The following is a 23,708-nucleotide window of genomic DNA, read 5'->3' on the forward strand; positions in this document are numbered from 1 at the left end:
CAAACACGTCCACTAGCTTTACAGCAGGTGGGGCATGATAGGTGAATGGATAAGCATAAATAGGCCCTACTTGGGCCGGTACCGCTAAGGGCGCCGGTACCGGCGCCCCTTGGTTGGCATCTTGGCTATCCAAGAACGCCTGCCGACGCTGGCGAGCCCAGCGCATACTCTCATCCCAAGTGGAGAAAGTATTCGAATCCTTTTGATGCGAAACAGTGACCTTGGCACGGTAAGCGCCGTTGCGCTCTTCAATGTGAATGTACTTCTCAGAACGATGTTGTCGTTTTTTTGGCACGGGTAACTCCATAGTGTTGGAATTACCGTATAGGGATAAGTGCACCAATTCTGACGCTGGTCGGGACACAATTCAGAAAATATTTTTGGGAATATTTTCCCAAAAACTTTCCCAAAACTTGACCAAGCGATCTTCATATTCCCAAAACTGCCTGATAACCTGCAGTTTTACTGGTGCGGCTGACTGGGATCGAACCAGTGACCCTTGGCTTCGGAGGCCAATACTCTATCCACTGAGCTACAGCCGCACGGGGGGAGATACTTGAAGTGATGCGTAGGATACCGTTTTTCTTGAATCCCGTCCATGGAAAGTGTCGTATCTGGGGGGGATTTGATTCCAAAGAGGATTTTTTGAGTCTATAATCGCAAATTCGGCGAACGTTTACATCCTGACATGCAAAAAAGATACGCCGCACAGCCAGAAGCCTTCAGCCACCAGCTAGATAATTGTAAGGAAATCATGAGCGACGCACACAACGAGCACGAATCCGCAATCAGAACGCCGAAGCAGCTGGTTGCTGCGGTTGTAGGCTTTTTCTTAGTCACCGTGATCGGGATTATCCTGCTGGTGCAGTTTGTGACGACGCAAAAATTGACGGGCCGCGGCTCCGACAGCCAGGCTCCCGAAGTCATCGCCGAACGCCTGAAACCGGTGGCCGATGTCGGTTTCACGCTGAAAGACGCCAACGCGCCCAAAGTATTCCAGACCGGTGAAGCGATTTATAACAGTACCTGCGTCGCCTGCCATGGTGCCGGCGTTGCCGGTGCGCCGAAATTCGGCGATGCCGGCGCGTGGGCGGCGCGCATCGCCCATGGTTACGATACCGTCCTCAAGCATGCTTTGCTGGGCTTGAACGCGATGCCGGCCAAAGGCGGCAATCCCGACCTCGACGATTTTGAAATAGCCCGCGCGGTGGTCTACATCGCCAATGCGAGCGGCGCCAAGTTCAAGGAACCGGAAGCGCCTGCGCCAGCAGCAGCGGCCGCGCCTGCCGATGGCGCCGCGCCTGCCGCCGCGCCGGATGCGGCAGCCGCTTCCGCCCCCGCTGCGGACGCCAGGAAGTAATCGCCTGGCTGTTGAGAAGCCTGATGTCCGCATCAGATTTCTGAGGTTGGAAAACCGCTCCATGATGGGCGGTTTTTTTACGCCTGCGTCATCTGTGATGCCGGCCGCCCCCATGAAAAATGCCGCCAGGCTTGCGCCGGGCGGCATCGTCTTTTCAACGCCAGTTGAAACTGGTTACCACATGATCACGCGGTCTTTTGGCGCCAGGTACATCTGGTCGCCCGGTTTCACGCCGAAGGCGTCGTAAAAGCCAGGCTGATTGCGCACGGTGCCGTTGACGCGGAATGGGGCTGGCGAATGCGGGTCCGATTTCAGATACACCAACTGCTGCGCTTCACGCATTTTCATGCGCCAGACTTGTGCCCAGCCGCTGTAGAAACGTTGCTCGCCGGTCAGGCCATCGATCAGCGGCGCTTTTTTACCGTTCAGCGACAATTTGTACGCTTTATACGCAATCGCCAGGCCGGAGTTGTCGGCGATGTTTTCGCCGAGCGTCAGTTCACCGTTGACGAAATACCCCTTGACCGGGCTGAAGCCATTGTATTGGGCAACCAGTTGCTTGGTCTTGGCGGTAAAGTTCTTATGGTCGGCCTTGCTCCACCAGTCGCGCAGATTGCCGTCGCCGTCATATTGCGCACCCTGGTCGTCGAAGCCATGGCTGATTTCGTGGCCGATCACCGCGCCGATGGCGCCGTAGTTGACCGCGTCGTCAGCGTTGGCGTCAAAGAACGGCGCTTGCAGTATCGAGGCCGGGAACACGATTTCATTGAGTTCCTGGCTATAGTAAGCATTCACTGTCTGCGGCGTCATGCCCCATTCATCACGGTCGATCGGCTTGCCCAGCTTGTTCAGTTCACGCTCATGCGCGACCGCGTTGGCGCGCTGCACGTTACCGAGCAAGTCGTCTTTCGACACCGTCAGCGCCGAATAATCGCGCCATTTGTTCGGATAGCCGATCTTGGTGGTGAACTTGGCCAGTTTGATTTGCGCCTGCTTCTTGGTCGCAGGGCTCATCCAGTCGAGCTTGTCGATGCTTTGCTTGTAGGCGGTCAGCAAGTTCTTGACCAGCGCTTCCATGCGTGCTTTGCGGTCAGCCGGAAAATATTGCTCGACGTACAGTTTACCGAGCGCTTCGCCTATCGCGCCTTCCACCGTGCCGACGCCGCGTTTCCAGCGTGGCCGCATTTCGGTGACGCCGGTCAGCGTGCTGCCGTAGAAGGCGAAGTTTTCATCGACAAAGGCTTTTGACAGGTAGGCCGCATGGGCGTGCAGCACATGCCATTGGCAATAGGCTTGCCAGCTCGACAGCGGGGTTTTGTCGAGTACCGCGCTCAAGCCCTTCAGGTAGCTCGGCTGGCTGACGATGACGTAGCTGACCTTGCCGGCGATGCCGGTTTCCGCCAGGTAGGCATTCCAGTCGTAGCCCGGGATCAATGCGGCCAGTTTGGCGATCTCGACCTTGTTATAGGTTTTGACCGGGTCGCGGTTTTCGACCTTGCTCCACTGTACCTTGGCCAGTGCGGTTTCCACTTCCAGCACGGCCTTGGCATTGGCCGCGGCATTGCCGTCGCCGGACAAGGCCAGCATTTTTTCGACATGGGCCAGGTATTTGGCGCGGATGTCGGCTTTGCTCGCTTCCAGGTAATAATCGCGGTCGGGCAAGCCGAGGCCGCGCTGGACAAAATCGACCACGTACTTGGTCGAATCCCTGGCGTCCTGGCTGACGCCGAAGTCATATGGCGCGTTGACGCCCAGCCTGCTGTAATGGCCGAACAAGGCAGGCAATTCTTTTTTGTCCTTCAATGCGGCAATCCTGGCCAGTTCCGCATTCAGCGGGGTCAGGCCGAGTTCTTCCAGCTTTTTCTCGTCCATGAAGCTATTGTAGAAATCGCCGATCTTTTGCTGGTCCGACCCGGCGACCCGGCTGGCATTGCTGGCGGCCGCTTCGATGATGCCGCGCAATTGCAGCTGGGTATCGTCGTCCAGCTTGGCGAAACTGCCCCAGCTCGATTTATCGGCCGGAATTTCGGTGCTTTGCAACCATTTACCATTCAAGTGAGTAAAGAAATCGTCCTGGACGCGCACGGCCGGGTCGATGTACTGGATATCGATGCCGGACACCAGTCCGGCCGGCGCGGCGGCTGTAGCCGCCACTGGCGCGGTTGTTTTAGCGGCATCGGCCGCTCCAGCCGTTCCGGCGACGCCGGCCAGCAAGCTCAAGGTGAGTGCGCTTAGCAAATATCGTTTCACTTGTATCCTTTATTGATGTGTTGAATAAAGGGGTCGGAACGCTCTAGGCTTCCGGCCCGGATTTTGACTGTAGCACAGCGCCGGCGCTACCGATAGTTTTTCCATATTAATACAAAAAAGGCCATGTCCAATGGCCTTCTTTTATTCATTATTGACAAAATACTTGCCGAGAAATCACCAGATAATCACGCGCTGATCGGGCGCCAGGTACATCTTGTCGCCCTCCTTGATGCCAAACGCATCATAAAAGGCAGGCTGGTTCACCATGACGCCATTGACGCGGAACTGGGCCGGCGCATGCGGATCGCTCTTGATTTGCACGATTTGCTGTTCTTCACGCATCTTGCTGCGCCATACCTGGGCCCAGCCGGCATAAAAACGCTGGTCGCCGGTCAAGCCGTCGATCACCGGCGCAGGCTTGCCGCCCAGCGACAGCTGGTACGCCTTGTAGGCGATCGCCAGGCCGGAATTGTCGGCGATGTTTTCGCCCAGCGTCAGCGCGCCGTTGACGTGGTAGCCCGGCAGCGGGCTGTAGCCGTCGTATTGTTTGCTCAGCGCATCGGCCTTGGCGCCGAAGTTCTTGCGGTCTTCCTTGGTCCACCAGTCGCGCAAATTGCCGTCGCCGTCGGACTGGCTGCCCTTGTCGTCGAAGCCGTGACTGATTTCATGGCCGATCACGGCGCCGATCGCGCCATAGTTGACCGCATCGTCGGCATTGGCGTCGAAGAATGGCGCTTGCAAGATCGCCGCCGGGAACACGATTTCATTCTTCGTCGAGTTGTAAAAAGCGTTGACGGTTTGCGGCGTCGTGCTCCACTCTTCGCGGTCGATCGGCTTGCCCAGCTTGCTGAGCTGGCGCTTGGCCGAAAAATCGGCGGCGCGTATCATATTGCCGACCAGGTCGCTGGCGGCGATGCTCAGCGTCGAATAATCGCGCCATTTGTTCGGGTAGGCGATTTTCGGCGTGAACTTGGCCAGCTTGGCTTGCGCTTCCTTCCTGGTTTCAGGCCCCATCCAGTCGAGCGTATCGATACTTTGCTGGTAAGCGGCCAGCAAGTTCTTGACCAGTTGTTCCATGCGGACCTTGCGTTCGGCCGGGAAGTATTGCTCAACATACAGTTTGCCGACCGCTTCGCCCAGCGCGCTTTCGACCGTGCCGACGCCGCGTTTCCAGCGCGGCTGGTTTTCCTTGACGCCGCTGATGGTGGTGCCATAGAAGTCGAAGCTGGCGTCGACGAAATCTTTCGACAAGTAATTCGCGTAACTGCGCACCAATTGCCATTCAAAATAAGCTTTCCAGGTATCCAGGCCGGTTTTTTCAACGATCTGGTCGAAGCCGGTGAAGTAGCTCGGCTGGCTGACGATGACGTAATCGACCTTGGTCGCGATGCCGGACGCGGCCAGGCCCGATTTCAAGTCGTAGCCCGGGGTCAGCTCGCCCAGCCTGGCGATCTCGGTCTTGTTGTAGCGCTTGACCGGATCGCGGTTTTCGACCTTGCTCCATTGTATCCGGGCCAGCGCGGTTTCCAGCGCCACCACGGCCCTGGCGCTGGCGGCCGGGTCCTTGGCGCCCGCCATGTTCAGCATTTTTTCAACGTGCAATTGGTACTTCGCCTTGACCGGGGCCAGCTTGGCGTCGAGGTAATAATCGCGGTCCGGCATGCCCAGTCCGCCCTGCCCGACATAGGCCGCATATTTGGTCGATTCACGCGCATCCTGGCCGACATAGGTGCCATAGGGCGTGGCGACGCCGATCTGGTTCAGGTGGCTGATCAGCGTCGGGATGGCCTTCTTGTCGCGCACCGCGCGGATGCGGCCCAGTTCGCCAGCCAGCGGCTTGATGCCCAGCGCATCGAGTTTTTTCTCGTCCATGTAGCTGGTATACAGGTCGCCGATCTTTTTCACTTCGGAACCGGCTTTTACCGCCTGGTTTTTTTGCGCCGCTTCGATGATGCCGCGCAATTGTGGCTGGGTGTCGTCACGCAATTTGGCGAACGAGCCCCAGCTCGATTTGTCGGCAGGAATGTCGGTCGTTTTCAGCCACTGGCCATTCAGATGGGTGAAAAAGTCGTCTTGCGCGCGCATGCTGTTATCGATGTATTGCACCTCGATGCCCGAAACCGGCGCTGCCGCCGGAGCGGCGTCGACGGCAGGGGCGGCAGGGGCGGCGGGCGCGGCATTCGCGAAGGCAGCCAACAGGGTCAGGCTGCTCAAAAGATATCGTTTCACGTAGAGTCCTCGGGTACATGGAAAATTACTGCGGCCAGGAAACCTGGCGGCAGTAATTCAGCAATGTAGCACGAGAAGCAACACATGACCACTGCATGCTAAAGTTGGTTTTGAACAATTAAAACTTGGTTTCCAGCCTGACATTCAGCACGCGATAAGTGTCGGCCATGGTCTGCGCGGTTTGCGCCAGGCCGTTGCTGTCGACCAGGCGGCCGCTGTGGTAGTCGTCGGCCAGCAGGTTGCTGGCTGAAATACGTAGCTGGGTGCGCGCATTGAATTTCCACAAACCATATACATCCAGCACGCGCTTGGCGCCGCCGCTGACGGTTTCCGTCAAACTGGTTTGCACCGTGGTGGCCGGGGTCCAGTTGAAACTGCCGCCCAGCGTCAGCGGCACATCTTTCAGGCGGTAATCCAGGCCCAGGTTGGCGGTCTGTCTGGCTTGCTGGTCGAGCCGGTTATTCGGCCCGGGAATACCGTCGACATTCGACCAGAAGCGGCTGTAATTGCTGCGCAAATCGATCGCAGGCGCATGCTCCATCAATTCCACGAGCTGGAATTTGGCTTCCAGTTCGATGCCGCTGGTGCGCGCATTGCCGATATTGGCCGGCGCCGACACCCAGCGCGGTCCGGTGCCGGTATTTTGCAAGCTGATGTCGCGCCGCATCAGCTTGTCGATGTTGCGCGTAAACCCGCCGATGCTGATGATGCCGCTGCGGCCCAGGTAATGTTCATAGGCCAGGTCGATGCCGGTCGCCAGTTCCGGCTTCAGGTTCGGATTGCCGATGCGGTCGGGCCGGGTCGCGCTGTTCAGCCGCGACAGCGATGGCAAGGCGATCAAGTCGTTCAGCGCCGGTGCCCGGTAGCTGCGCGTCAGGCTCATGCGCACCTGGTCTTTTTCATGGCCGGGAATGCGCCATACGCCATGCAGCAAGGGACTCCAGACACTGCTCTGGTTGACGATATCGTTACCGGCCAGCTGGCTGGTGGTGCGGATGCCTTCCCAGCGCACGCCGAAATACGCGCCCCATTGCGGCGTGATATCCCATTCATCCTGCACAAAACCGGCAAAGCGGCGCGTGTCGGCGCTCAGGTTGTCGCCCGAATCGGCGAACGACGGCGCGCCGTTGTCGAGCGACACGCGGGTTTGCCGGCGCTGGTTCCATTCGGCATCCCAGCCGGCCGCCAGCAAATGGTTCTTGCCCAGCGGCACCGTATATTTACCGCCGCTATTGGCGCTGCGGTCGCGGGTGGTGTCGCTATCGATGAACTGGTCGAGCAAGCCGCCAGTGGCGTTGTATTGATTGCGCCGTGCATCGCTGTCGCTGCGGCCGTTGCCGAAACCGAACTTGACGTCCAGCTTGGCCGCGCCCTGCATTTTATGGAGCCAGTTGCCGAAGCCGCGCAAGAACGTGCTGCTGGCGTGCGTGGCGCCGTCGGCGCTGGCATATTCCGCAGGGGCCGATCCACTGTCCTGGTCCAGCAAGCTGCTGATGCTGCCGTCGCTGCGGCTGCTCATTAAAAACGGCTGGAAATTGAGCGTGTCGCCGCCGTCGAATTTATACGACAGGCGCGGCGTCAAATGGATGCCGCGCGAACGGCGCGCGGCGCCATCGCGCACCAGTTGCTCTTTCTGGATCTCGCCATCGCTGTCGCTATCCAGGTTATGGGTGGTGCTGAAATCTTGCTGGCGACTTTGAAATACCGACGCCGACAACAGATACGTCAGCGCGCCCTCCTTGCCCGGCACCGTCAGCGACAGATTCGGCCCATGCCGGCCTTGCTCGATACTGTCGCTCAGTTTCAGTTGCCTGTCGCGCTGCTGGTAACCGTCGCGCAACACGATATTGATGGTGCCGGCGATCGCCCGCGTGCTGTGTTCGGCCACCGGGCCGCGCATCACTTCGATCCGTTCGACCTGGTCGGGCGACAGGGCATCCATCGAAAAGCCGGCCGGCGGACGCTCGCCGTTCAGCAGCACCTGGGTATAACCACTGCCCAGGCCGCGCATGCGGATTTCGCCGCCGCGTCCCGGCCGGCCGCCCATCGTCACGCCCGGCAAGCGCTTCAGGATATCGCCCAGGCTGGTGTCGCCATTGCGGTCCAGTTCTTCGCGGCCATAGACTTGCTTGGCCGCCGTCGACTGGCGCCGTTCATCCATGTCGCTGGCGCGGCTGCCGTTGACGTTAATCTGCGGCAAGCTCTTACCATCGCGCTTGCCGAGCGTGTCATCCTGGCTGGCCGGAATAGTGGCTGGATCAGGATTTTCTTGAGGCGCGGCAGACAATTGACCGGCGCCGCCGCTGAGGAAAACCAGGCACGCGGCAGGAAGCAATTTACTCATAGGATCGCACAGGGTAGGGATGGCGCTGTGGCTGGCAATACAGCGTGGCTTCAGCAAGAACTTGTCAGCTTCATATTTTATGCGCCGCGCCACGGCTGCGGATGCCTCCGCGGCCGTTTTTTACTTTACGATACACATGCGCCCGTTTCACGCAACACTGGCGCTGCCGTGGTATCAGGATCCCGGTACGCCCACGCCGCCCGCGCCGCCCATACCACCCATACCACCCATACCACCCATGCCGCCCATGCCGCCGCGGCCGCCTTTGCGCCCGCCGCCGCCATCGCTCTTCGGACGCGCCGGCGCATCATGCCGGGGCGCGCCATCCATCACGCGCGCCAATTGTCCGCTCAGGAATTGGGCGACTTGCTGGCGCTGATGTTCATCGAGCGCATCGTTGACGGTCAGCCACCATTCGCGCAACTGTTTTTCTTCGGCGGCGCTGGCCGCCGTTTCCGCGTCCAGCGCCGGCGCCATGTCGCGCAATTCCAGTGTCGGCGCCAGCAAACCTTGCTGCAGCGCGGATTGCAGATGTTCGCGGCGCGCCGCCCGTTCGCGCAGCAATTGGCGGGTCTTGCTTTCCACTTGCTGCCACAGGATTTGCTGGTTGGCGTTCAAGTTCAACTCTTGCTTGAAATCTTGCGCCATCGGCAACAAGTCCTCCAGATGCATGTCCATCACGGGCAGCGCGTACGACGCGGCGGCGCTACCGGCAAGCACCATGGCCAGGCTCACACGGCGCAGCGCAGAACGGAGAGAAAATGAAGGCATGTGAATGCTCCAGACAAAAAAACGCCTGCGTTTTAAGGCGCAGGCAAAAAACCACTTCGGGTAAGAACTGAGCGGACTATAGGCCCCGGTTTTACCTTCCCACGCAACTCTTACAATTACTTACTGTCGTAAATAAAAGGGATACACAGCATACAAACAGGCTACTTTAACGCCCCTTTTTGGGGCAGCCAAAACCGCATGGCAAGCGTAGGGCAGGCATTTAATCGATGGTTAAGACGCGCCCTGGAAAACGGGGCTATACTTTGATCGAAGCGCCGCTCCTTCCGGGCCGGTGTGTGCTTTTCAGTATCAACAGGTGAAACATGGGCAAACTTAAAAATACCGGCTTGATCGGCCTCGGCGTGGTCGCCGGCGTCGCCGTCTCGCTGCAATTTTCGGCGATGGCGCAAAAACCGGTCGAACCGGCGCTGCCGCTGGAGCAATTGCGCCAGTTGGCCGACGTATTCGGCCTGATCAAGTCGGATTATGTGGAACCGGTCGAAGACAAGAAATTGCTGACCGACGCCATCAGCGGCATGGTCGCCTCGCTCGACCCGCATTCGGCCTACCTCGACAAACAGGCCTACGCCGAATTGCGCGAAGGTTCGGAAGGCAAGTTCGTCGGCCTCGGCATTGAAATCGGCCAGAGCGAAGACGGTTATATCAAGATTGTCGCGCCGATCGAGGATTCGCCGGCCTACCGCGCCGGCATCAAGCCGGGCGACCTGATCACCCGGCTCGACGCGACGCCGGTCAAGGGCATGAGCCTCGACGACTCGGTCAAGAAAATGCGCGGCGAACCAGGCAGCAAGGTGACGCTGACGATTGCCCGCAAGGATGCACCGCAGCCGCTGGTGTTTGTCATCACGCGCGAAGAAATCCACCAGAAAAGCGTCAAGTCGAAACTGATCGAACCGGGCTACGCCTGGGTGCGCGTATCGCAATTCCAGGAACCGACGGTCGACGACATGGCGGCCCAGATCAGCGCGCTCTATCAGCAAGACCCGCACATCAAAGGCTTGATCCTGGACTTGCGCAACGATCCGGGCGGCGTGCTGCAAGGCGCGATCGGCGTCTCGGCGGCCTTCCTGCCGAAGAATGCGGCGATCGTCTCGACCAATGGCCAGTTGCCGGACTCCAAGCAAGTGTTTTACGGCAGCCCGCAATACTATGCCTTGCGCAGCGAACCGGATGCGCTGGCAAAATTGCCGGCCGCACTGAAAACCGTGCCGATGGTGGTGCTGGTCAATACCGGCTCGGCGTCGGCATCGGAAATCGTCGCCGGCGCCTTGCAGGATTACAAGCGCGCGATCATTCTCGGCAGCCAGACCTTCGGCAAGGGCTCGGTGCAAACCATCCGCCAGCTGACCGCCGACACCGCGGTGAAACTGACCACCGCCCGTTATTACACGCCGAACGGCCGCTCGATCCAGGCCAAGGGCATCGTGCCCGATTTGATGGTCGATGAAAACGCCGATGGCGACGGCTTGAACAGCTTGCGCATGCGCGAAGCGGACTTGAGCAAGCATTTGAGCAACGACCGCGACAAGGATACCCAGGACAAGCTGAAAGGCGGCGAGCAAGCCGGTGTCCACGATGAACTGGAAGAACAGTTGCGCGCCGTGGCGCTGGAAAAAACCCACAAGCCGCTGGAATACGGCGCCAGGGACGACTTCCAGCTGGCCCAGGCGCTGAACCATTTAAAAGGTTTGCCGGTGCAACTGGCCAAGGCGGAATCGGCGATCGTGCAAGCCGATACCGCGAAAAAAACGATGAATCAAAAATAAATCCGCCTTACAGCAAAACACCGCGAAACAACGGCGCCAATCAAGGCGCCGTTTTTTTTCGGAGCTAAACTAATAATTTTTATGACAAAAAAATATTACCAAGATAGCACCAATCTCTCTAATGTTGATTCCGTTTGTGTAGAATTTGGGAAATTATCGGCATTAAGCCGATTGCCCAATTTGAAAGCTTAATCATGAGACAAGCCGTTATCAGCGGTACCGGACTGTATACGCCGCCATTTTCGATCTCCAACCAAGAGTTGGTCACGTGCTTTAACGCTTACGCCGAACAGTTCAATGCCGGGCATGCGGCGGCCATCGCCGACGGCACGGTCACCGCGCTGGAAGGATCGAGCGTCGCCTTCATCGAAAAGGCGTCCGGCATCAAGGCGCGCTACGTGATGGAAAAGGACGGTATCCTCGACCCGGCGCGGATGGTGTCGCGCATCCCCGAACGGGGCGACGATGAATTGTCGATCCAGGCCGACATGGCGGTCGCCGCCGCCCGCGCCGCGCTGCAGCAGGCCGGCCGCAGCGCCGCCGATATCGACATGGTGCTGGTGGCGTGCAGCAATATGCAGCGCGCCTACCCGGCGCTGGCGGTCGAAGTGCAGCAAGCGCTGGACATCGACGGCTATGGTTTCGACATGAACGTAGCGTGCTCGTCGGCCACCTTCGGCATCCAGACCGCCGTTGCCGCCGTGCAAAGCGGCCAGGCACGCGCGGTACTGGTGCTGAATCCGGAAATCACCAGCGGCCATTTGAACTGGCGCGACCGCGACAGCCATTTCATCTTTGGCGACGCCTGCACCGCGATCATCGTCGAAGCGAAAGACACGGCGACGTCAAAGCACCAGTTCGAAATCCTCGAAACCCAGCTGAAAACCAGTTTTTCCAACAATATCCGCAACAATTTCGGTTTCCTGAACCGTTTTGATGAAACCGGCGAAGGCAAAGCCGACAAACTGTTTCGCCAGCAAGGCCGCAAAGTGTTCAAGGAAGTGTGCCCGATGGCCGCCGAGATGATCAAGGCGACCATCGCCAAGGCCGGCCTGGAAGTGCCGCAAGTGAGCCGCTACTGGTTGCACCAGGCTAACCTGAACATGAACTTGCTGATCACCCGCATGATCCTCGGCCGCGACGCCGAGCCGCAGGAAGCGCCGGTGATCCTCGACGAATACGCGAATACCTCGTCGGCCGGTTCCATCATCGCCTTCCATAAATACCAGGACGACATGCCGGCCGGCGCGCTGGGCGTGATCTGCTCCTTCGGCGCCGGTTACTCGATCGGCTGCGTGGTGGTGCGCAAGCTGTAAGCACGGCGCCAAACAACATGTAAAGCAGCAGCTCTGGTTCTTCTGTCAATGGAGCGGCGTGCCAATCGCCGCTCCGGCCTGTCCTTTTCCCTTGCCTGGTTTTCCATTCATTTGCCTATTTCTCGGCAATTCACAACAAAAACGATGAAATATCGTTTAATCTACCGTTAATTCGGCAAGATTAGGGATTTTCTAACTTTCCTACGCGTAACATACCGCAACGGCGCTTCGATGCGTTTATACTAAGAGCCTATCCCAGTAGATGAATACGTCCTCTTCTGGTGCTTCTCAGTAGCGGGATAGGCTCCAAGCCGCGATACAGGCGATGCTACGCACTTCCATTTTTTACCCATTTATTGGCCGACAGCTCCCTCATAAGGAACCCATAACGCATGCCCCATAACATCAGCCTGATCACCACCATCGCCGCCGCCCTAGGGTTCGGCCTCGTCTTTGGCTTTATCGCCACACGTTTGAAACTGCCGGCCCTGGTCGGTTATCTGGCCGCCGGCATCATGATAGGACCGGCCACGCCGGGTTTTGTCGCCGATGCGGAATTGGCCGGACAGTTGGCCGAGATCGGGGTGATGCTGATGATGTTCGGCGTCGGCCTGCATTTTTCCATCGAGGACTTATGGGACGTGCGGCGCATCGCACTGCCCGGTGCGATCCTGCAAATCGCCGTCGCCACGGCGATGGGCATGGGCCTGGCCCATGTGTGGGGCTGGAGCATAGGCGGCGGGCTGATCTTCGGCCTGGCGCTGTCGGTCGCCAGTACCGTGGTGCTGCTGCGCGCACTGGAAGAACGGGGCATCCTCGATTCGCTGAACGGCCGCATCGCGGTCGGCTGGCTGGTGGTCGAAGACCTGGTCACCGTGCTGGTGCTGGTGCTGCTGCCGCCGTTCGCCGGTTCGCTGGGCGGCACGGTCGCACCGGGCGCCGCCGAAGTCAGCCTGCTGCGCACGCTGGCCATCACCTTCGGCCAGGTGGCCGGGTTCATCGTCTTCATGCTGGTGGTCGGCCGCAAGCTGTTCCCGTGGATCTTGTGGCAAGTGGCGCGCACCGGTTCGCGTGAGCTGTTCACGCTGTGCACCATCGCCGCCGCGGTCGGCATCGCCTACGCATCGACCCAGTTGTTCGGCGTATCGTTCGCGCTGGGCGCCTTCTTCGCCGGCATGGTGCTGCGCGAATCGGAACTGAGCCACCGCGCCGCCGAAGAATCGCTGCCGCTGCGCGACGCGTTCGCGGTGCTGTTCTTCGTCTCGGTCGGCATGCTGTTCGAGCCGAACATCCTGGTCGACAAGCCGCTGCAAGTACTGGCCGTGTGCGCCATCATCATCTTCGGCAAATCGGCTGCCGCCTTCCTGCTGGTGATCGCGCTGCGCTACCCGCCGAAGACGGCGCTGATCGTGTCGGCCAGCCTGGCGCAGATCGGTGAATTCTCGTTCATCCTGGCCGCGCTGGGCCTGTCGCTGGGCTTGATGCCGCAAGAAGGCCAAAGCCTGATCCTGGCCGGCGCGATCCTGTCGATCGCGCTCAACCCGCTGGTCTTCACGATGGCCAAGCCGCTGGTGAACTGGATGGGCAATAGCGACTTCGCCCGCAAGTTCGAGCGTCCGGCCGATCCGCTGGCCGAACTGCCGGTCAGCGTGGCGCAGGAAAAACTGTCGGGACAAGTGGTGCTGGTCGGCTACGGCCGGGTCGGACGGCGCATCGCCGCCGCGATGACCGAGCGCGGCATCCACTTCGTGGTGGCCGAACAAAACCGCGAAATCGTCGACCAGCTGCGCAAGCAGGGCATCCCGGCGGTGGCCGGCAACGCCGGCGAGCCGGCGGTGCTGATCCAGGCCCACATCACCCATGCGACGATGCTGGTGATCGCCACGCCGGACACCTTCCACGTGCGCGCGATGATCGAAACGGCGCGCACGCTCAATCCGAACATCCTGAGCGTGGTGCGTACCCATAGCGAGGAAGAAGCCGATCTGCTGCGCGCCGAAAACGCCGGCAAGGTCTTCATCGGCGAACACGAACTGGCCAACGGCATGGCCCAGCACGTGCTCGACAGCTTCGACAAGAAGGCCGGCCACGGCGGACATTAAGCTGGACCGGCGCCGCCTATCTGTGGAAGCGCGGCCCGCCCTGTGCCTTTTCAGCTTCGGCCGGCATCAATTCGGCCAGGCTGTCCTGGCCGACGCAAATCACCACGTTATCGACCGCCAGTATCCGCTGCCGGCCACCGACGGTAATGTGCAATCCTTCACCGTCGATCTTGTCGTAGCGGACGCCGGCCAGCATGCCGACGCCGTTCCTGGCCAGCGCGGCGCGGTGCACCCAGCCCCGCTCCCACTTTCGACGCCTTGCGCTGCAACAGGAAGATCTGGCGCAGCGGCGTCGCCGCTGGCGCCGGCACCGACCACGGCCACCTTGCGCGCCGCGGATTGTCTGGCGTACACCAGCGTCGTTTCGTGGCAGGCGCGCGGGTTGACCAGGCAACTGGCGCGTCGATTGGCGAAGGTATGGCCGAGGCAAGCCTGGTTGCAGCCGATGCAGGTATTGATTTCATCGGTCCGGCCGCTGGCCGCCTTGTTGACCAATTCCGGATCGGCCAGGAACGGCCGCGCCATCGACACCAGGTCGGCGTCGCCGCGTTCGATGATGTGATTCGCCTCGAACGGCATGTTGATGCGGTTCGAGGCCACCACCGGGATGTTCACTTCGCGCCTGAGGCGGCCGGCCACGCTGGCGAAGGCGCCGCGCGGCACCGACGTGACGATGGCCGGCACGCGCGCGTCACGCGGCGGTGGTTGAGCACGTCGCCGAGAAAATTCAGCGTGCCGCCGAACGGCAGCAGCCAGCCGGAGCGGTTCGGCGCAATGCCGCCGGTGACGATCAGGCCGGCGCCGCCGCGGGCCCGTGTGCGGTAAAACGCCGCCAGTTTGCCGTAGTGGTAAAAGCGGTCTTCCAGGCCGCTATGCATCGAGCCCATGATGACGCGGTTGCGCAAGGTGGTGAAACCCAGGTCGAGGGGGCCAGCAAGTGGGGATAGTCGTTCATGGTGTGTCGGGTCTCATTGATCAGGATTGTCGGCGCATGCCGCGCCCGTGCATTAACGCGTACTTTTCTAGATAATGGATGCTAAAAACCATATTGCCGCCATGGGAAGGCGGAACAGCGCTCACGACAGCGTGCGCGGCCCTTGTGTTCTGCCATTCTTTCCCGTAGTCTGAGCGGATGAAGCCACTAATCCTTAGCCTGCTGATGCTGTGCGCTGGATCGGCCGTGGCTCAGGCGCCCAAATTGGAGATGCCCAAGCTGGAGGTCGCGGTCAAGCGCGTCGACATCGATGCGGAACGCATGTATGAAGTCAACGCGACAGGCAGCGTGGCGGCGTCGCTGCCGACCGTCTGGCGTATCCTGACCACCTACGAGCGTATGCAGGAATTCGTGCCCGACTTGTCGTCGTGCCGGGTGGTCTCGCGCAATGGCAACGAGGTGATCGTCGAGCAGTTCGGCACGGCGCATTTCCTGTTCATATCGAAAGCGATCCACCTGGTGGTGCGCGTCAACGAGACGCCGCTGTCGGCGATCGACATCTCGCTCATTTCCGGCGACATGAAGCACTATGAAGCGCGCTGGGAACTGACCCCGATACCGGAAACCGGCGGCACCCGCATCAGCTACCATGGCAAGCTGCTGCCCAGCTTTTATGTGCCGGGCATGTTCGGCAACCAGATGATACGCGGCGATATCGAGCGCATGATGAGCGCGGTACTGGCCCGCATCGACAGCAAGAAAGAATAAACGCCGCCGCCGTCCCAAGCTCATTCCACCATGTTTGCAGGAAGTCCGCATGAAAATCGCCCTGTTCAGCAGCCAGCCGTATGACCGGCGCTTCTTCGACGAAGCGCTGCACCGGCAGCCCGACCCGACCCGCATCGAGCTGATTTATCATCAGTCGATGCTGTCGCAAGAGACCGCGCCGCTGGCGCAGGGCAGCGACGCGGTGTGCGTGTTCGTCAACGACCAGCTCGACAGCCCCGTGCTGCACGCGCTGTGGCAATCCGGCGTGCGCGCCATCCTGCTGCGCTGCGCCGGGTATAACAATGTCGATGTCGCGACCGCCGCGCGGCTGGGATTTTTCATCGCCCGGGTGCCGGCCTATTCGCCGGAAGCGGTGGCCGAACACGCGCTGGCGCTGGTGATGACGCTGAACCGCCAGACGCACCGCGCCTATGCCCGCGTCCGGGAAGGCAATTTTGCGCTGGATGGTTTACTGGGCATGACCTTGCACGGCAAGACGGTCGGCATCGTCGGCACCGGCAAGATCGGCCTGGCGACGGCGCGCATCTTCAAGGGCCTCGGTTGCCGGGTGCTGGGACATGACCCGTTTCCCTCGCCGCTATTCGGCGCCATCGGCGAGATGACCGGCCTGGATGGCTTGCTGCAGCAATCGGATATCGTGTCGCTGCACTGCCCGCTGACCGAACAGACCCATCACCTGATCGACAGCGCCACGCTGGCGCGCATGAAGCCGGGCGCGATGCTGGTCAACACCTCGCGCGGCGCGCTGATCGACACCGGCGCCGTGATCGCCGCGCTGAAGGCGCGCCGGCTCGGCTACCTGGCGATCGACGTGTATGAACAGGAAAGCGCGCTGTTTTTCCAGGACCGCTCGTCCGACATCATCGACGACGACGTGTTCCAGCGCCTGATGACGTTCCCGAACGTGCTGGTCACCGGCCACCAGGGCTTTTTCACCATCGAGGCGCTGCGCGAAATCGCCGCGATCACCTTCGACAACCTGGCCTGCCACATGGCGGGCCGGGCGTGTCCCAACCGCGTCAGCCTGTAACGCCTACGCGCATCCCGCGAATCAGGCCAGGTAGGTGTCGCGGTCGCGCAATTCGGCGAAGTTTTCCAGGCTGCCGATCTTGACCGTCACCGGGTTCAGGCTGGCCTGGCTTTGCATCGAGCGCCAGGCGAACAGCCATTCCTGTTCCGGCGCTTCCTGCGCGGTCTTGCTGAACGCCGCGCCCAGCGCGGCGCGCACGCCGTATTCGACCAGGCCGTCGATGCCGGCCCAGCTCGGCAAGGTGCGCTGCACCGCGCGGTGCAGCCGTTCGCCGAATTCTTCCGTGTTGTGGATGATCAGGCAGCTGTCGGCCGGGGTGAACAGGTCGAACAGTTTTTTATCCCACGCTTGCGAAAAGCTCAGCGTCAGGCAATTGCCGGCCGGGGTCAACCGGAACTGGCCGTGCGTCAGCGCCAGTTCAAGTTCGCTGCGCTGGCCGTAGCGGTGCAGGGTCGGAGGGCGTTGGTAGTCATGCATGCTGTACTCGATATAAATAAATGATGGTAGTGATGGCGGCCGCACGCAGATTCAGTCGAACTGGCGGCCCCTTTTGAATTGTTCGGTGGCGGCCACCAGCGCCGTGGCAATGCCGGTTTCCAGCGCGCCATGACCGGCGTCGGGTATCATTTTGAGGCGCGAACCGGGCCAGGCCTGGTGCAGGCGGTAGGCCGACAGCGGCGGGCAGATGGCATCGTAGCGCCCTTGCACGATGACGGCCGGCAAATGGGCGATCGCCGGCATGTCGCGGATCAGTTGGTCTTCGCTGAGAAATCCCAGGTTGGCCATGTAATGCGATTCCAGCCGGCCCAGGCCAAGGTCGAGCGCATCGTTCGGCGCGTCTTCCGCTTGCGGCATCAAATACACGCGGCGGCCTTCGAAACGGCTCCACGCGCGCACCGCCGGCCAGTACACGGCCGGGTCGTCGCTGAGGATGCGCCTGGCGTAGGCGGCCAGCAAGTCGCCACGTTCCTGTTGCGGGATCGGCGCGGCGAATTCTTCATACAGGTCCGGATAAAACCAGCGCACGCCATTGATGAACCAGTCGATTTCGGCGCTGGTGCACAGGAAGATACCGCGCAGCACAAAGCCGAGACACGCTTGCGGATGGGCCTGGCCATATGCCAGCGCCAGCGTGGAGCCCCAGGAGCCGCCGAACACCAGCCATTGCTCTATGCCGAACTGGGCGCGCAGCTTTTCGATGTCGTCGATCAGCAACTGGGTCGTATTGTTGCGCCATTCGCCCAGCGGAGTCGACTTGCCGGCGCCGCGCTGGTCGAACAAGATCACGCGGTAATGTCGCGGGTCAAAAAAACGCCGGTGCTGCGGCGACACGCCGGCGCCGGGACCGCCATGCAGGAACAGCACCGGCACGCCATCCGGGTTGCCGCATTCTTCCCAATAAATCGTGTGCAGCTCGTCGACGGCCAGCACGCCATGGCGATGCGGCGCCAACGAGGGGAATAACGGCGACAGTGCGTCGGGCATGGTGCTTCCTTTCTGGGCAGTGTTACTGGACGGTGTGTGCGGGCGATAATCGATTATAGATGGCCGGCCGCGATTCAGGGGATCGGCAGCTTGTTCGACGACTTGACTTCACGCAGCGACAGGCTGGAATGGATCTCGGCCACGCCCGGCAATTTGCGCAACACCTTGGCGACGAAGTTGCCGTAGGCTTCCAGGTCGCGCGCCACTACTTGCAGGAAATAATCGGATTCGCCGGTAACATTATGGCAAGACAGGATTTCCGGAATCGACGCGATCGCCAGTTCGAATTGCTCGGGCTGTTCACCGGCATGGTTGGCAAACACGATGCGCACAAACGCGGTCAGGCCGATGCCCAGTTTCTTGCCGTCGACCAAAGCCTGGTAACCGCAGATATAGCCCTCTTCTTCCAGCCGGCGCAAGCGGCGCCAGACCGGGGTTTCGCTGAGTTTCAATTGCTCGGCCAGGCGCGCGTTCGACATGCGGCCTTCGTCTTGTAACAGGCGCAAAATGTGCAGATCTGTTTCATCCAAGCCAACATGTGAAATTTTCATATACTTATTCGGTTTTTGCGAGAAGAATCTGCTCGCAACTATGCCATGGCGCGAGGAAATAGCAAGCACATTTCAACGCTGGAAGACCATAATTTCATCTTCATCCAGCCACTCCGGTCACGCGCCATGCTTACCTCCACCTTCATCATGTATCTGCTTGCACTGGTCGGCGCCTTCCTGCTGCCCGGGCCCGATATGGCGCTGGTGCTGGCCACCGGCGCGTCGCGCGGCGCCACCCCGGCGATCATCACGGCGCTCGGCATCGCCACCGCGCGCAGCATGCACGTGTTGCTGTCCGGACTGGGCCTGGCGGCGCTGATGGCGGCCCACCCGCAATCGCTGATCCTCGTCAAATGGGCCGGCGCAGCCTACCTGTGCTACATGGCCTACCGCTTGCTGCGCAGCGACGGCGCGGCGGCGGCCAGCCCGGCCGGCCAGCCGGCCCGGAGTGCCGGCAATTCCTACGTGCGCGGTTTCCTGACCAATCTGCTGAATCCCAAAGCGCTGTTGTTTTGCAGCATGCTGATGCCGCAATTCGTTTCGGCGCATGCCGGCATGTCGGTCAGCGTGCAATACCTGTGGCTGGGCGTGGCGCTGGTGGTGATGGGCTTCTTGTTCGACGTGCTGTATGCGGTGCTGGCGGCGCGGCTGGCGCGGCGCATGCGCGGCAGCAAGCCGTCCAGCATGGGTAAATTCGTGCTGCCGACCGTGTTTGTCTTGCTGGCGGGACGGCTGATGACCAGTTGAAGCATCCCGGCTTGTGACGCATAAAAAAAGGACACATGCCATGTGTCCTTTTTTATTGGTTGCGTCAAACCAGCGACGGCTTAGGACATATGCTGTCCGCCGTTGATCGAGATATTGGCGCCGGTCACGAACGCGGCTTCATCGGATGCCAGGTAAGCGACCAGGCCGGCCACTTCTTCCGGCTTGCCGAGGCGCGCCATCGGGATTTGCGGGATGATCTTGCTGTCCAGCACTTCCTGCGGGATCGCCATCACCATCTTGGTGCCGATGTAGCCTGGCGAAATGGTATTGACGGTGACATTTTTACGCGCCACTTCCAGCGCCAGCGATTTCGTGAAACCATGCATGCCGGCCTTGGCGGCCGAATAGTTAGTTTGGCCGAAAGCGCCCTTCTGGCCGTTGACGGACGAGATGTTGATGATGCGGCCCCAGCCGCGCTCGACCATGCCGTCGCACACCGGCTTGGTCATGTTGAACACGGAATCCAGGTTGGTGCCCATGACGGCGTCCCAGTTCGGCTTGTCCATCTTCTTGAAGGTCATGTCGCGGGTGATGCCGGCGTTATTGACCAGCACGTCGACCGGGCCGATTTCCTTTTCGACCGCCGCCACGCACGCCTGCGCCGACTCGTAGTCGGCCACGTCGCAAGGGTATGCCTTGAAGTCGTAACCCATGTCGCGGGTGGTGGCCAGCCATTCATTCACTTTCGGATTGCCCGGTGAATAGGTGGTGACCACACGGTAGCCCAGCGCGGCCAGTTTGAAACAGACCGCTTCGCCAAGACCACCCATGCCGCCGGTTACCAGTGCAACTCTTGCCATTTTCGTCCCCTCAGTTTCGTTCTGCTAAAAAAATCGTTGATGTGTGTATTCGATCGATTCCCGGCGCGGGCCGGGAATCAGCATGCGACTCAGTCGCGTTCGATCGCCAGCGCCACGCCCATGCCGCCGCCGATGCACAGCGACGCCAGGCCTTTCTTGGCGTCGCGGCGTATCATTTCGTGGACCAGCGTCACCAGGATGCGCGCGCCGGAGGCGCCGATCGGATGGCCGATCGCGATCGCGCCGCCGTTGACGTTGATCTTGCTGGTATCCCAGCCCATTTCCTTGTTGACGGCGATCGCTTGCGCGGCGAACGCTTCATTGATTTCCATCAAGTCCAGTTCTTCGTGGGTCCAGCCGGCCTTTTTCAGGCACAGGCGCGACGCCGATACCGGGCCCATGCCCATCAGCGCCGGGTCCAGGCCGGACGAAGCGTAGGCCTTGATGCGCGCCAGCGGCTTCAAGCCCAGTTCCTTGGCAACCTTGGCCGACATCATGATGACGGCGGCGGCGCCGTCGTTCAGGCCGGACGCGTTGCCGGCGGTGACGCTGCCTTCCTTGTTGAACGCGGGGCGCAGGCCGGCCAGCGATTCCAGCGTCGAACCCGGCTTGATGTATTCATCGCTGTCGAACACCACGGTGCCTTTTTTATTGGCGATTTCCAGCGGCAGGATTTCATCCTTGAACTTGCCGGCCTTTTGCGCGGCTTCCGCCTTCAGTTGCGATTGCAGCGCGAATTCATCTTGCTCGGCGCGGGTGATTTCGTATTTCCTGGCGACGTTTTCCGCCGTGATGCCCATGTGGTACTGGTTGTAGACGTCCCACAGGCCGTCGACGATCATGGTGTCGACCATCTTGAAATCGCCCATGCGGAAACCGTCGCGCGAGCCGTTCATCGCATGCGGCGCGGCGCTCATGTTTTCCTGGCCGCCGGCGATGATGATGCTGGCGTCGCCGCACTTGATCGATTGCGCCGCCAGGTGGGTGGCTTTCAAGCCGCTGCCGCACACCTTGTTGATGGTGTAGGCCGGAACCGAGGTGGGCAAGCCGGCCTTGATGACTGCCTGGCGCGCCGGGTTCTGGCCCACCGCCGCGGTCAGTACCTGGCCCAGGATCGCTTCGCCGATCAGGTTCGGATCGATGCCGGTTTGCGCCAGCAAACCTTTGATTACATGCGCGCCCAGCTCGGACGCGGGGATCTTGGCCAGGCTGCCGCCGAATTTGCCGACTGCGGTACGGCCAGCGGCCACGATAACGACATCATCCATTTATTTCTCCGATTTACTGGCCGACAGGCCAGGTTGGTTAGCTAATTAAATAAACCTTGGAGGATGGGAAAAACGGCCGCAAAACGACCGGAAATTACTTCCCTATCGGCTCCGCGAGACGCGTTACAGACGTCCCGTTCCAGCGGCGTATCACAGACCGCCGCAGCTCATTTTCCAGTACGCGTGCTTTTATCATACCCCTCATGCGCGCCGCTCGACGCGGTTTTGTAAAAATTATTTATCGGCAACATCACCGAATCCGGCGCCTGTTTCGCAACCTGAAGTAACTCGCCGATTTTTTGATGCGACGCAGCAAACTCGCTTTTGGCCACCTCGGCAAATTTGCTGTGGCTTCCCTGCGCAATTTCATGCGCCTCGCGGCCATACGAGCGTATGCGGTCGATCGCCAGTTTCGACTGGCCCTGGCCGAAGCTGAACAGCTCGCGCGGGTCTTTCACCGCCAGCAACTGCTTCGCCGCAACCGTCGTGGCTGCCAGCGATGTGCGGACTGCCTCGAGGTTCAATTCGAACACGCTGCTGCCGCTGTCGACGGCGGCGTGGACAAATGCGTTGACGCTCGCAAGCTGCGCTTCAATGACTGCTTTACTGGCCAGGGAAAATTGCTCGGCGATAGTAAACATGGGGTTTCCTTGTTTGTTGAAAAGCGGTGCCCTGCTGCGCCGCACAGTGCACCACTTTAATCGCCAGCAACATTAGAAACCTTGATTAATATCAAATCCAACTGTTGTCATGTCTTCAATTTGCCACGAATTCAAGACAATAACTTGATACCGTCCAAGGTGCGTGCACATTGTTCCCGTATCACACTGACAAAATCGCGCACATACGCCTTGTCTTTCAAATTGTCCGGCACCGACACGAACAAGTCGCTCCACAAGCCCTGTTCGCCGATCGGCTTGGCGATCACATAGTCGTAATCGACGTAATTCTTGATGGCCCAGTTGGGCAAGGCGGCGATGCCGCGCCGGCTGGCCACCAGTTGCAGCACGGCCACCGTCAGCTCGGCGCTGCGGCGCTCGAAATGGATCTGCGCCGGGCGCAGCACTTCGCGGATCAGGTCGATGCGGCTTTCCGGCACCGGATAGGTGATCAGGGTTTCACCCTCGAAATCGCTGGCGGCCAGCCGGCGCTGCGCCTGCAAGCGGTGCTTTTGCGCCATCACCACCAGGATTTCAAAGCGGAATAGCGGGAACGTGGCGAAAGCGGGGCCGTACGGCGCGCCGATCACCAGGTCGGCTTCGCCGGAACGCAGCAATTCGGCCGGTTCGCCATGAAAACCGGAAACCAGGTCGATTTCCACTTCCGGCCAGCGCTGGCGGAATTCATCCATCACCGGCATCAGCCAGTCGAAGCAGGTATGGCATTCCAGCGCCACCCGCAACTGGCCCTTGTCGCCTTGCGACAGGCGCGCCACGTCGCGTTCGGCCTGTTCGATTTCAGGCAGCAGCAAGTCGGCCAGCGCCAGCAGGCGGCTGCCGGTGGCGGTAAAACCGATCGGTATCGACTTGCGCTCGAACAGCGGCGAGTTATAGCGCTCTTCCAATAAGCGGATTTGATGCGACAGCGCGGATTGGGTCAGGTTCAGCAATTGCGCGGCGCGCACCAGGCTGCCGGCGGAACGCAGCGCACTCAAGGTGCGCAGATGACGGATTTCCAACATGAGTTACTTAGCCCGTACGTGAATTATTTTCATACAAAACCATAAAATGTTTCGTTTTGATTATAAATTAAATTTCCGCACACTCTAGCCTATCCACATTAAATCTCGATGACATCATGACCAACTCGATGCCCCCTATTCCAGGCTTGCCGCGCACCGGCGCGCAACGCGAGCTGAAATTCGTGCCTGAGCGCCATGAGCGCCGAGGGCCTGGCCCCGCGCAACGCGGCCGGGCCCGCGTCC

The 23,708-nt window shown here is 60.4% G+C and carries 20 protein-coding genes and 1 tRNA gene; 7 read left to right on the forward strand and 14 right to left on the reverse strand.

The annotated features are described in order from the left end of the window. Window positions 1–466: 466 nt before the first annotated feature. Window positions 467–542: transfer RNA gene (locus tag GJA_RS23915), tRNA-Arg, on the reverse strand. A 212-nt stretch (window positions 543–754) separates the two neighbouring features. On the opposite strand from GJA_RS23915, the gene GJA_RS23920 reads away from it, so the two are divergent. Further along, window positions 755–1,360, forward strand: coding sequence for a c-type cytochrome (locus GJA_RS23920; RefSeq protein WP_038497466.1), 606 nt, complete (start codon window positions 755–757; stop codon window positions 1,358–1,360). Between the two features lie 174 nt (window positions 1,361–1,534). Here the strand turns inward: GJA_RS23920 and GJA_RS23925 are convergent, their stop codons facing one another. The 4 genes from GJA_RS23925 to GJA_RS23940 form a co-directional block, all read right to left on the reverse strand. Beyond that, window positions 1,535–3,610, reverse strand: a complete 2,076-nt coding sequence (locus GJA_RS23925) for a M13 family metallopeptidase (protein ID WP_038497469.1) — start codon at window positions 3,608–3,610, stop codon at window positions 1,535–1,537. A 174-nt stretch (window positions 3,611–3,784) separates the two neighbouring features. After that, complete coding sequence (locus tag GJA_RS23930) at window positions 3,785–5,839, reverse strand: M13 family metallopeptidase (protein WP_038497472.1); 2,055 nt, start codon at window positions 5,837–5,839, stop codon at window positions 3,785–3,787. Between the two features lie 118 nt (window positions 5,840–5,957). Beyond that, complete coding sequence (locus tag GJA_RS23935) at window positions 5,958–8,183, reverse strand: TonB-dependent receptor plug domain-containing protein (RefSeq protein WP_038497475.1); 2,226 nt, start codon at window positions 8,181–8,183, stop codon at window positions 5,958–5,960. A gap of 174 nt (window positions 8,184–8,357) precedes the next feature. Beyond that, entirely contained in the window at window positions 8,358–8,954 is a 597-nt protein-coding gene (locus GJA_RS23940; RefSeq protein ID WP_038497478.1) for a hypothetical protein, read from the reverse strand. A gap of 323 nt (window positions 8,955–9,277) precedes the next feature. Between GJA_RS23940 and GJA_RS23945 the strand changes: the two genes are divergently transcribed. The 3 genes from GJA_RS23945 to GJA_RS23955 all read left to right on the forward strand — a co-directional run bounded on the left by GJA_RS23945 (window position 9,278) and on the right by GJA_RS23955 (window position 14,159). After that, window positions 9,278–10,741 (forward strand): S41 family peptidase, encoded by a 1,464-nt coding sequence (locus tag GJA_RS23945; protein WP_038497480.1) that lies wholly within the window; start codon window positions 9,278–9,280, stop codon window positions 10,739–10,741. 194 nt (window positions 10,742–10,935) lie between these two features. Then, window positions 10,936–12,057, forward strand: a complete 1,122-nt coding sequence (locus GJA_RS23950; RefSeq protein WP_038497483.1) for a beta-ketoacyl-ACP synthase III — start codon at window positions 10,936–10,938, stop codon at window positions 12,055–12,057. Window positions 12,058–12,449: 392 nt separating this feature from the next. After that, window positions 12,450–14,159, forward strand: coding sequence for a cation:proton antiporter domain-containing protein (locus GJA_RS23955; protein WP_038497486.1), 1,710 nt, complete (start codon window positions 12,450–12,452; stop codon window positions 14,157–14,159). Between the two features lie 99 nt (window positions 14,160–14,258). Here the strand turns inward: GJA_RS23955 and GJA_RS26925 are convergent, their stop codons facing one another. Both GJA_RS26925 and GJA_RS28795 read right to left on the reverse strand, forming a co-directional pair. Continuing rightward, window positions 14,259–14,843 carry an oxidoreductase gene (locus GJA_RS26925; RefSeq protein ID WP_439951408.1) on the reverse strand — a complete coding sequence of 195 codons (585 nt, stop codon included), beginning with the start codon at window positions 14,841–14,843 and terminating at the stop codon, window positions 14,259–14,261. After that, window positions 14,771–15,064: a beta/alpha barrel domain-containing protein gene (locus GJA_RS28795; protein ID WP_038497492.1), complete on the reverse strand. Its 294-nt coding sequence runs from the start codon at window positions 15,062–15,064 to the stop codon at window positions 14,771–14,773. Before GJA_RS28795 ends, GJA_RS26925 begins: the two co-directional genes overlap by 73 nt. A gap of 299 nt (window positions 15,065–15,363) precedes the next feature. Here GJA_RS28795 and GJA_RS23970 point away from each other — a divergent pair, with 299 nt between their 5' ends. Both GJA_RS23970 and GJA_RS23975 read left to right on the forward strand, forming a co-directional pair. Beyond that, window positions 15,364–15,861: an SRPBCC family protein gene (locus GJA_RS23970; protein WP_081905677.1), complete on the forward strand. Its 498-nt coding sequence runs from the start codon at window positions 15,364–15,366 to the stop codon at window positions 15,859–15,861. A 49-nt stretch (window positions 15,862–15,910) separates the two neighbouring features. Further along, a complete protein-coding gene (locus GJA_RS23975; protein WP_038497498.1) occupies window positions 15,911–16,912 on the forward strand; it encodes a 2-hydroxyacid dehydrogenase in 1,002 nt (333 codons plus the stop codon). 21 nt (window positions 16,913–16,933) lie between these two features. Here GJA_RS23975 and GJA_RS23980 read toward each other — a convergent pair whose 3' ends face one another. From GJA_RS23980 to GJA_RS23990, 3 genes are all read right to left on the reverse strand, one after another. Further along, entirely contained in the window at window positions 16,934–17,389 is a 456-nt protein-coding gene (locus GJA_RS23980; protein ID WP_038497500.1) for a hypothetical protein, read from the reverse strand. A 51-nt stretch (window positions 17,390–17,440) separates the two neighbouring features. Continuing rightward, window positions 17,441–18,397, reverse strand: a complete 957-nt coding sequence (gene pip / locus GJA_RS23985) for a prolyl aminopeptidase (RefSeq protein WP_038497503.1) — start codon at window positions 18,395–18,397, stop codon at window positions 17,441–17,443. A gap of 74 nt (window positions 18,398–18,471) precedes the next feature. Next, entirely contained in the window at window positions 18,472–18,948 is a 477-nt protein-coding gene (locus GJA_RS23990) for an Lrp/AsnC family transcriptional regulator (RefSeq protein ID WP_038497505.1), read from the reverse strand. A gap of 126 nt (window positions 18,949–19,074) precedes the next feature. Here GJA_RS23990 and GJA_RS23995 point away from each other — a divergent pair, with 126 nt between their 5' ends. Continuing rightward, the gene (locus GJA_RS23995; protein WP_038497507.1) at window positions 19,075–19,695 is read left to right on the forward strand and encodes a LysE family translocator; all 621 of its coding nucleotides are present in this window, start codon (window positions 19,075–19,077) and stop codon (window positions 19,693–19,695) included. 80 nt (window positions 19,696–19,775) lie between these two features. On the opposite strand, the gene phbB is transcribed toward GJA_RS23995, so the two are convergent. The 4 genes from phbB to GJA_RS24015 all read right to left on the reverse strand — a co-directional run bounded on the left by phbB (window position 19,776) and on the right by GJA_RS24015 (window position 23,465). After that, on the reverse strand, window positions 19,776–20,516 hold the full coding sequence (phbB, locus tag GJA_RS24000; RefSeq protein ID WP_038497509.1) for an acetoacetyl-CoA reductase: 741 nt from the start codon (window positions 20,514–20,516) through the stop codon (window positions 19,776–19,778). Window positions 20,517–20,605: 89 nt separating this feature from the next. After that, window positions 20,606–21,784 (reverse strand): acetyl-CoA C-acetyltransferase, encoded by a 1,179-nt coding sequence (locus GJA_RS24005; protein WP_038497512.1) that lies wholly within the window; start codon window positions 21,782–21,784, stop codon window positions 20,606–20,608. Between the two features lie 167 nt (window positions 21,785–21,951). Then, complete coding sequence (locus tag GJA_RS24010; protein WP_038497514.1) at window positions 21,952–22,425, reverse strand: phasin family protein; 474 nt, start codon at window positions 22,423–22,425, stop codon at window positions 21,952–21,954. Window positions 22,426–22,556: 131 nt separating this feature from the next. Further along, the gene (locus tag GJA_RS24015) at window positions 22,557–23,465 is read right to left on the reverse strand and encodes a LysR family transcriptional regulator (RefSeq protein WP_038497516.1); all 909 of its coding nucleotides are present in this window, start codon (window positions 23,463–23,465) and stop codon (window positions 22,557–22,559) included. Window positions 23,466–23,708 lie beyond the last annotated feature (243 nt).

Origin of the sequence: Janthinobacterium agaricidamnosum NBRC 102515 = DSM 9628, from assembly GCF_000723165.1 — a bacterium.
Classification (GTDB): domain Bacteria; phylum Pseudomonadota; class Gammaproteobacteria; order Burkholderiales; family Burkholderiaceae_D; genus Janthinobacterium; species Janthinobacterium agaricidamnosum.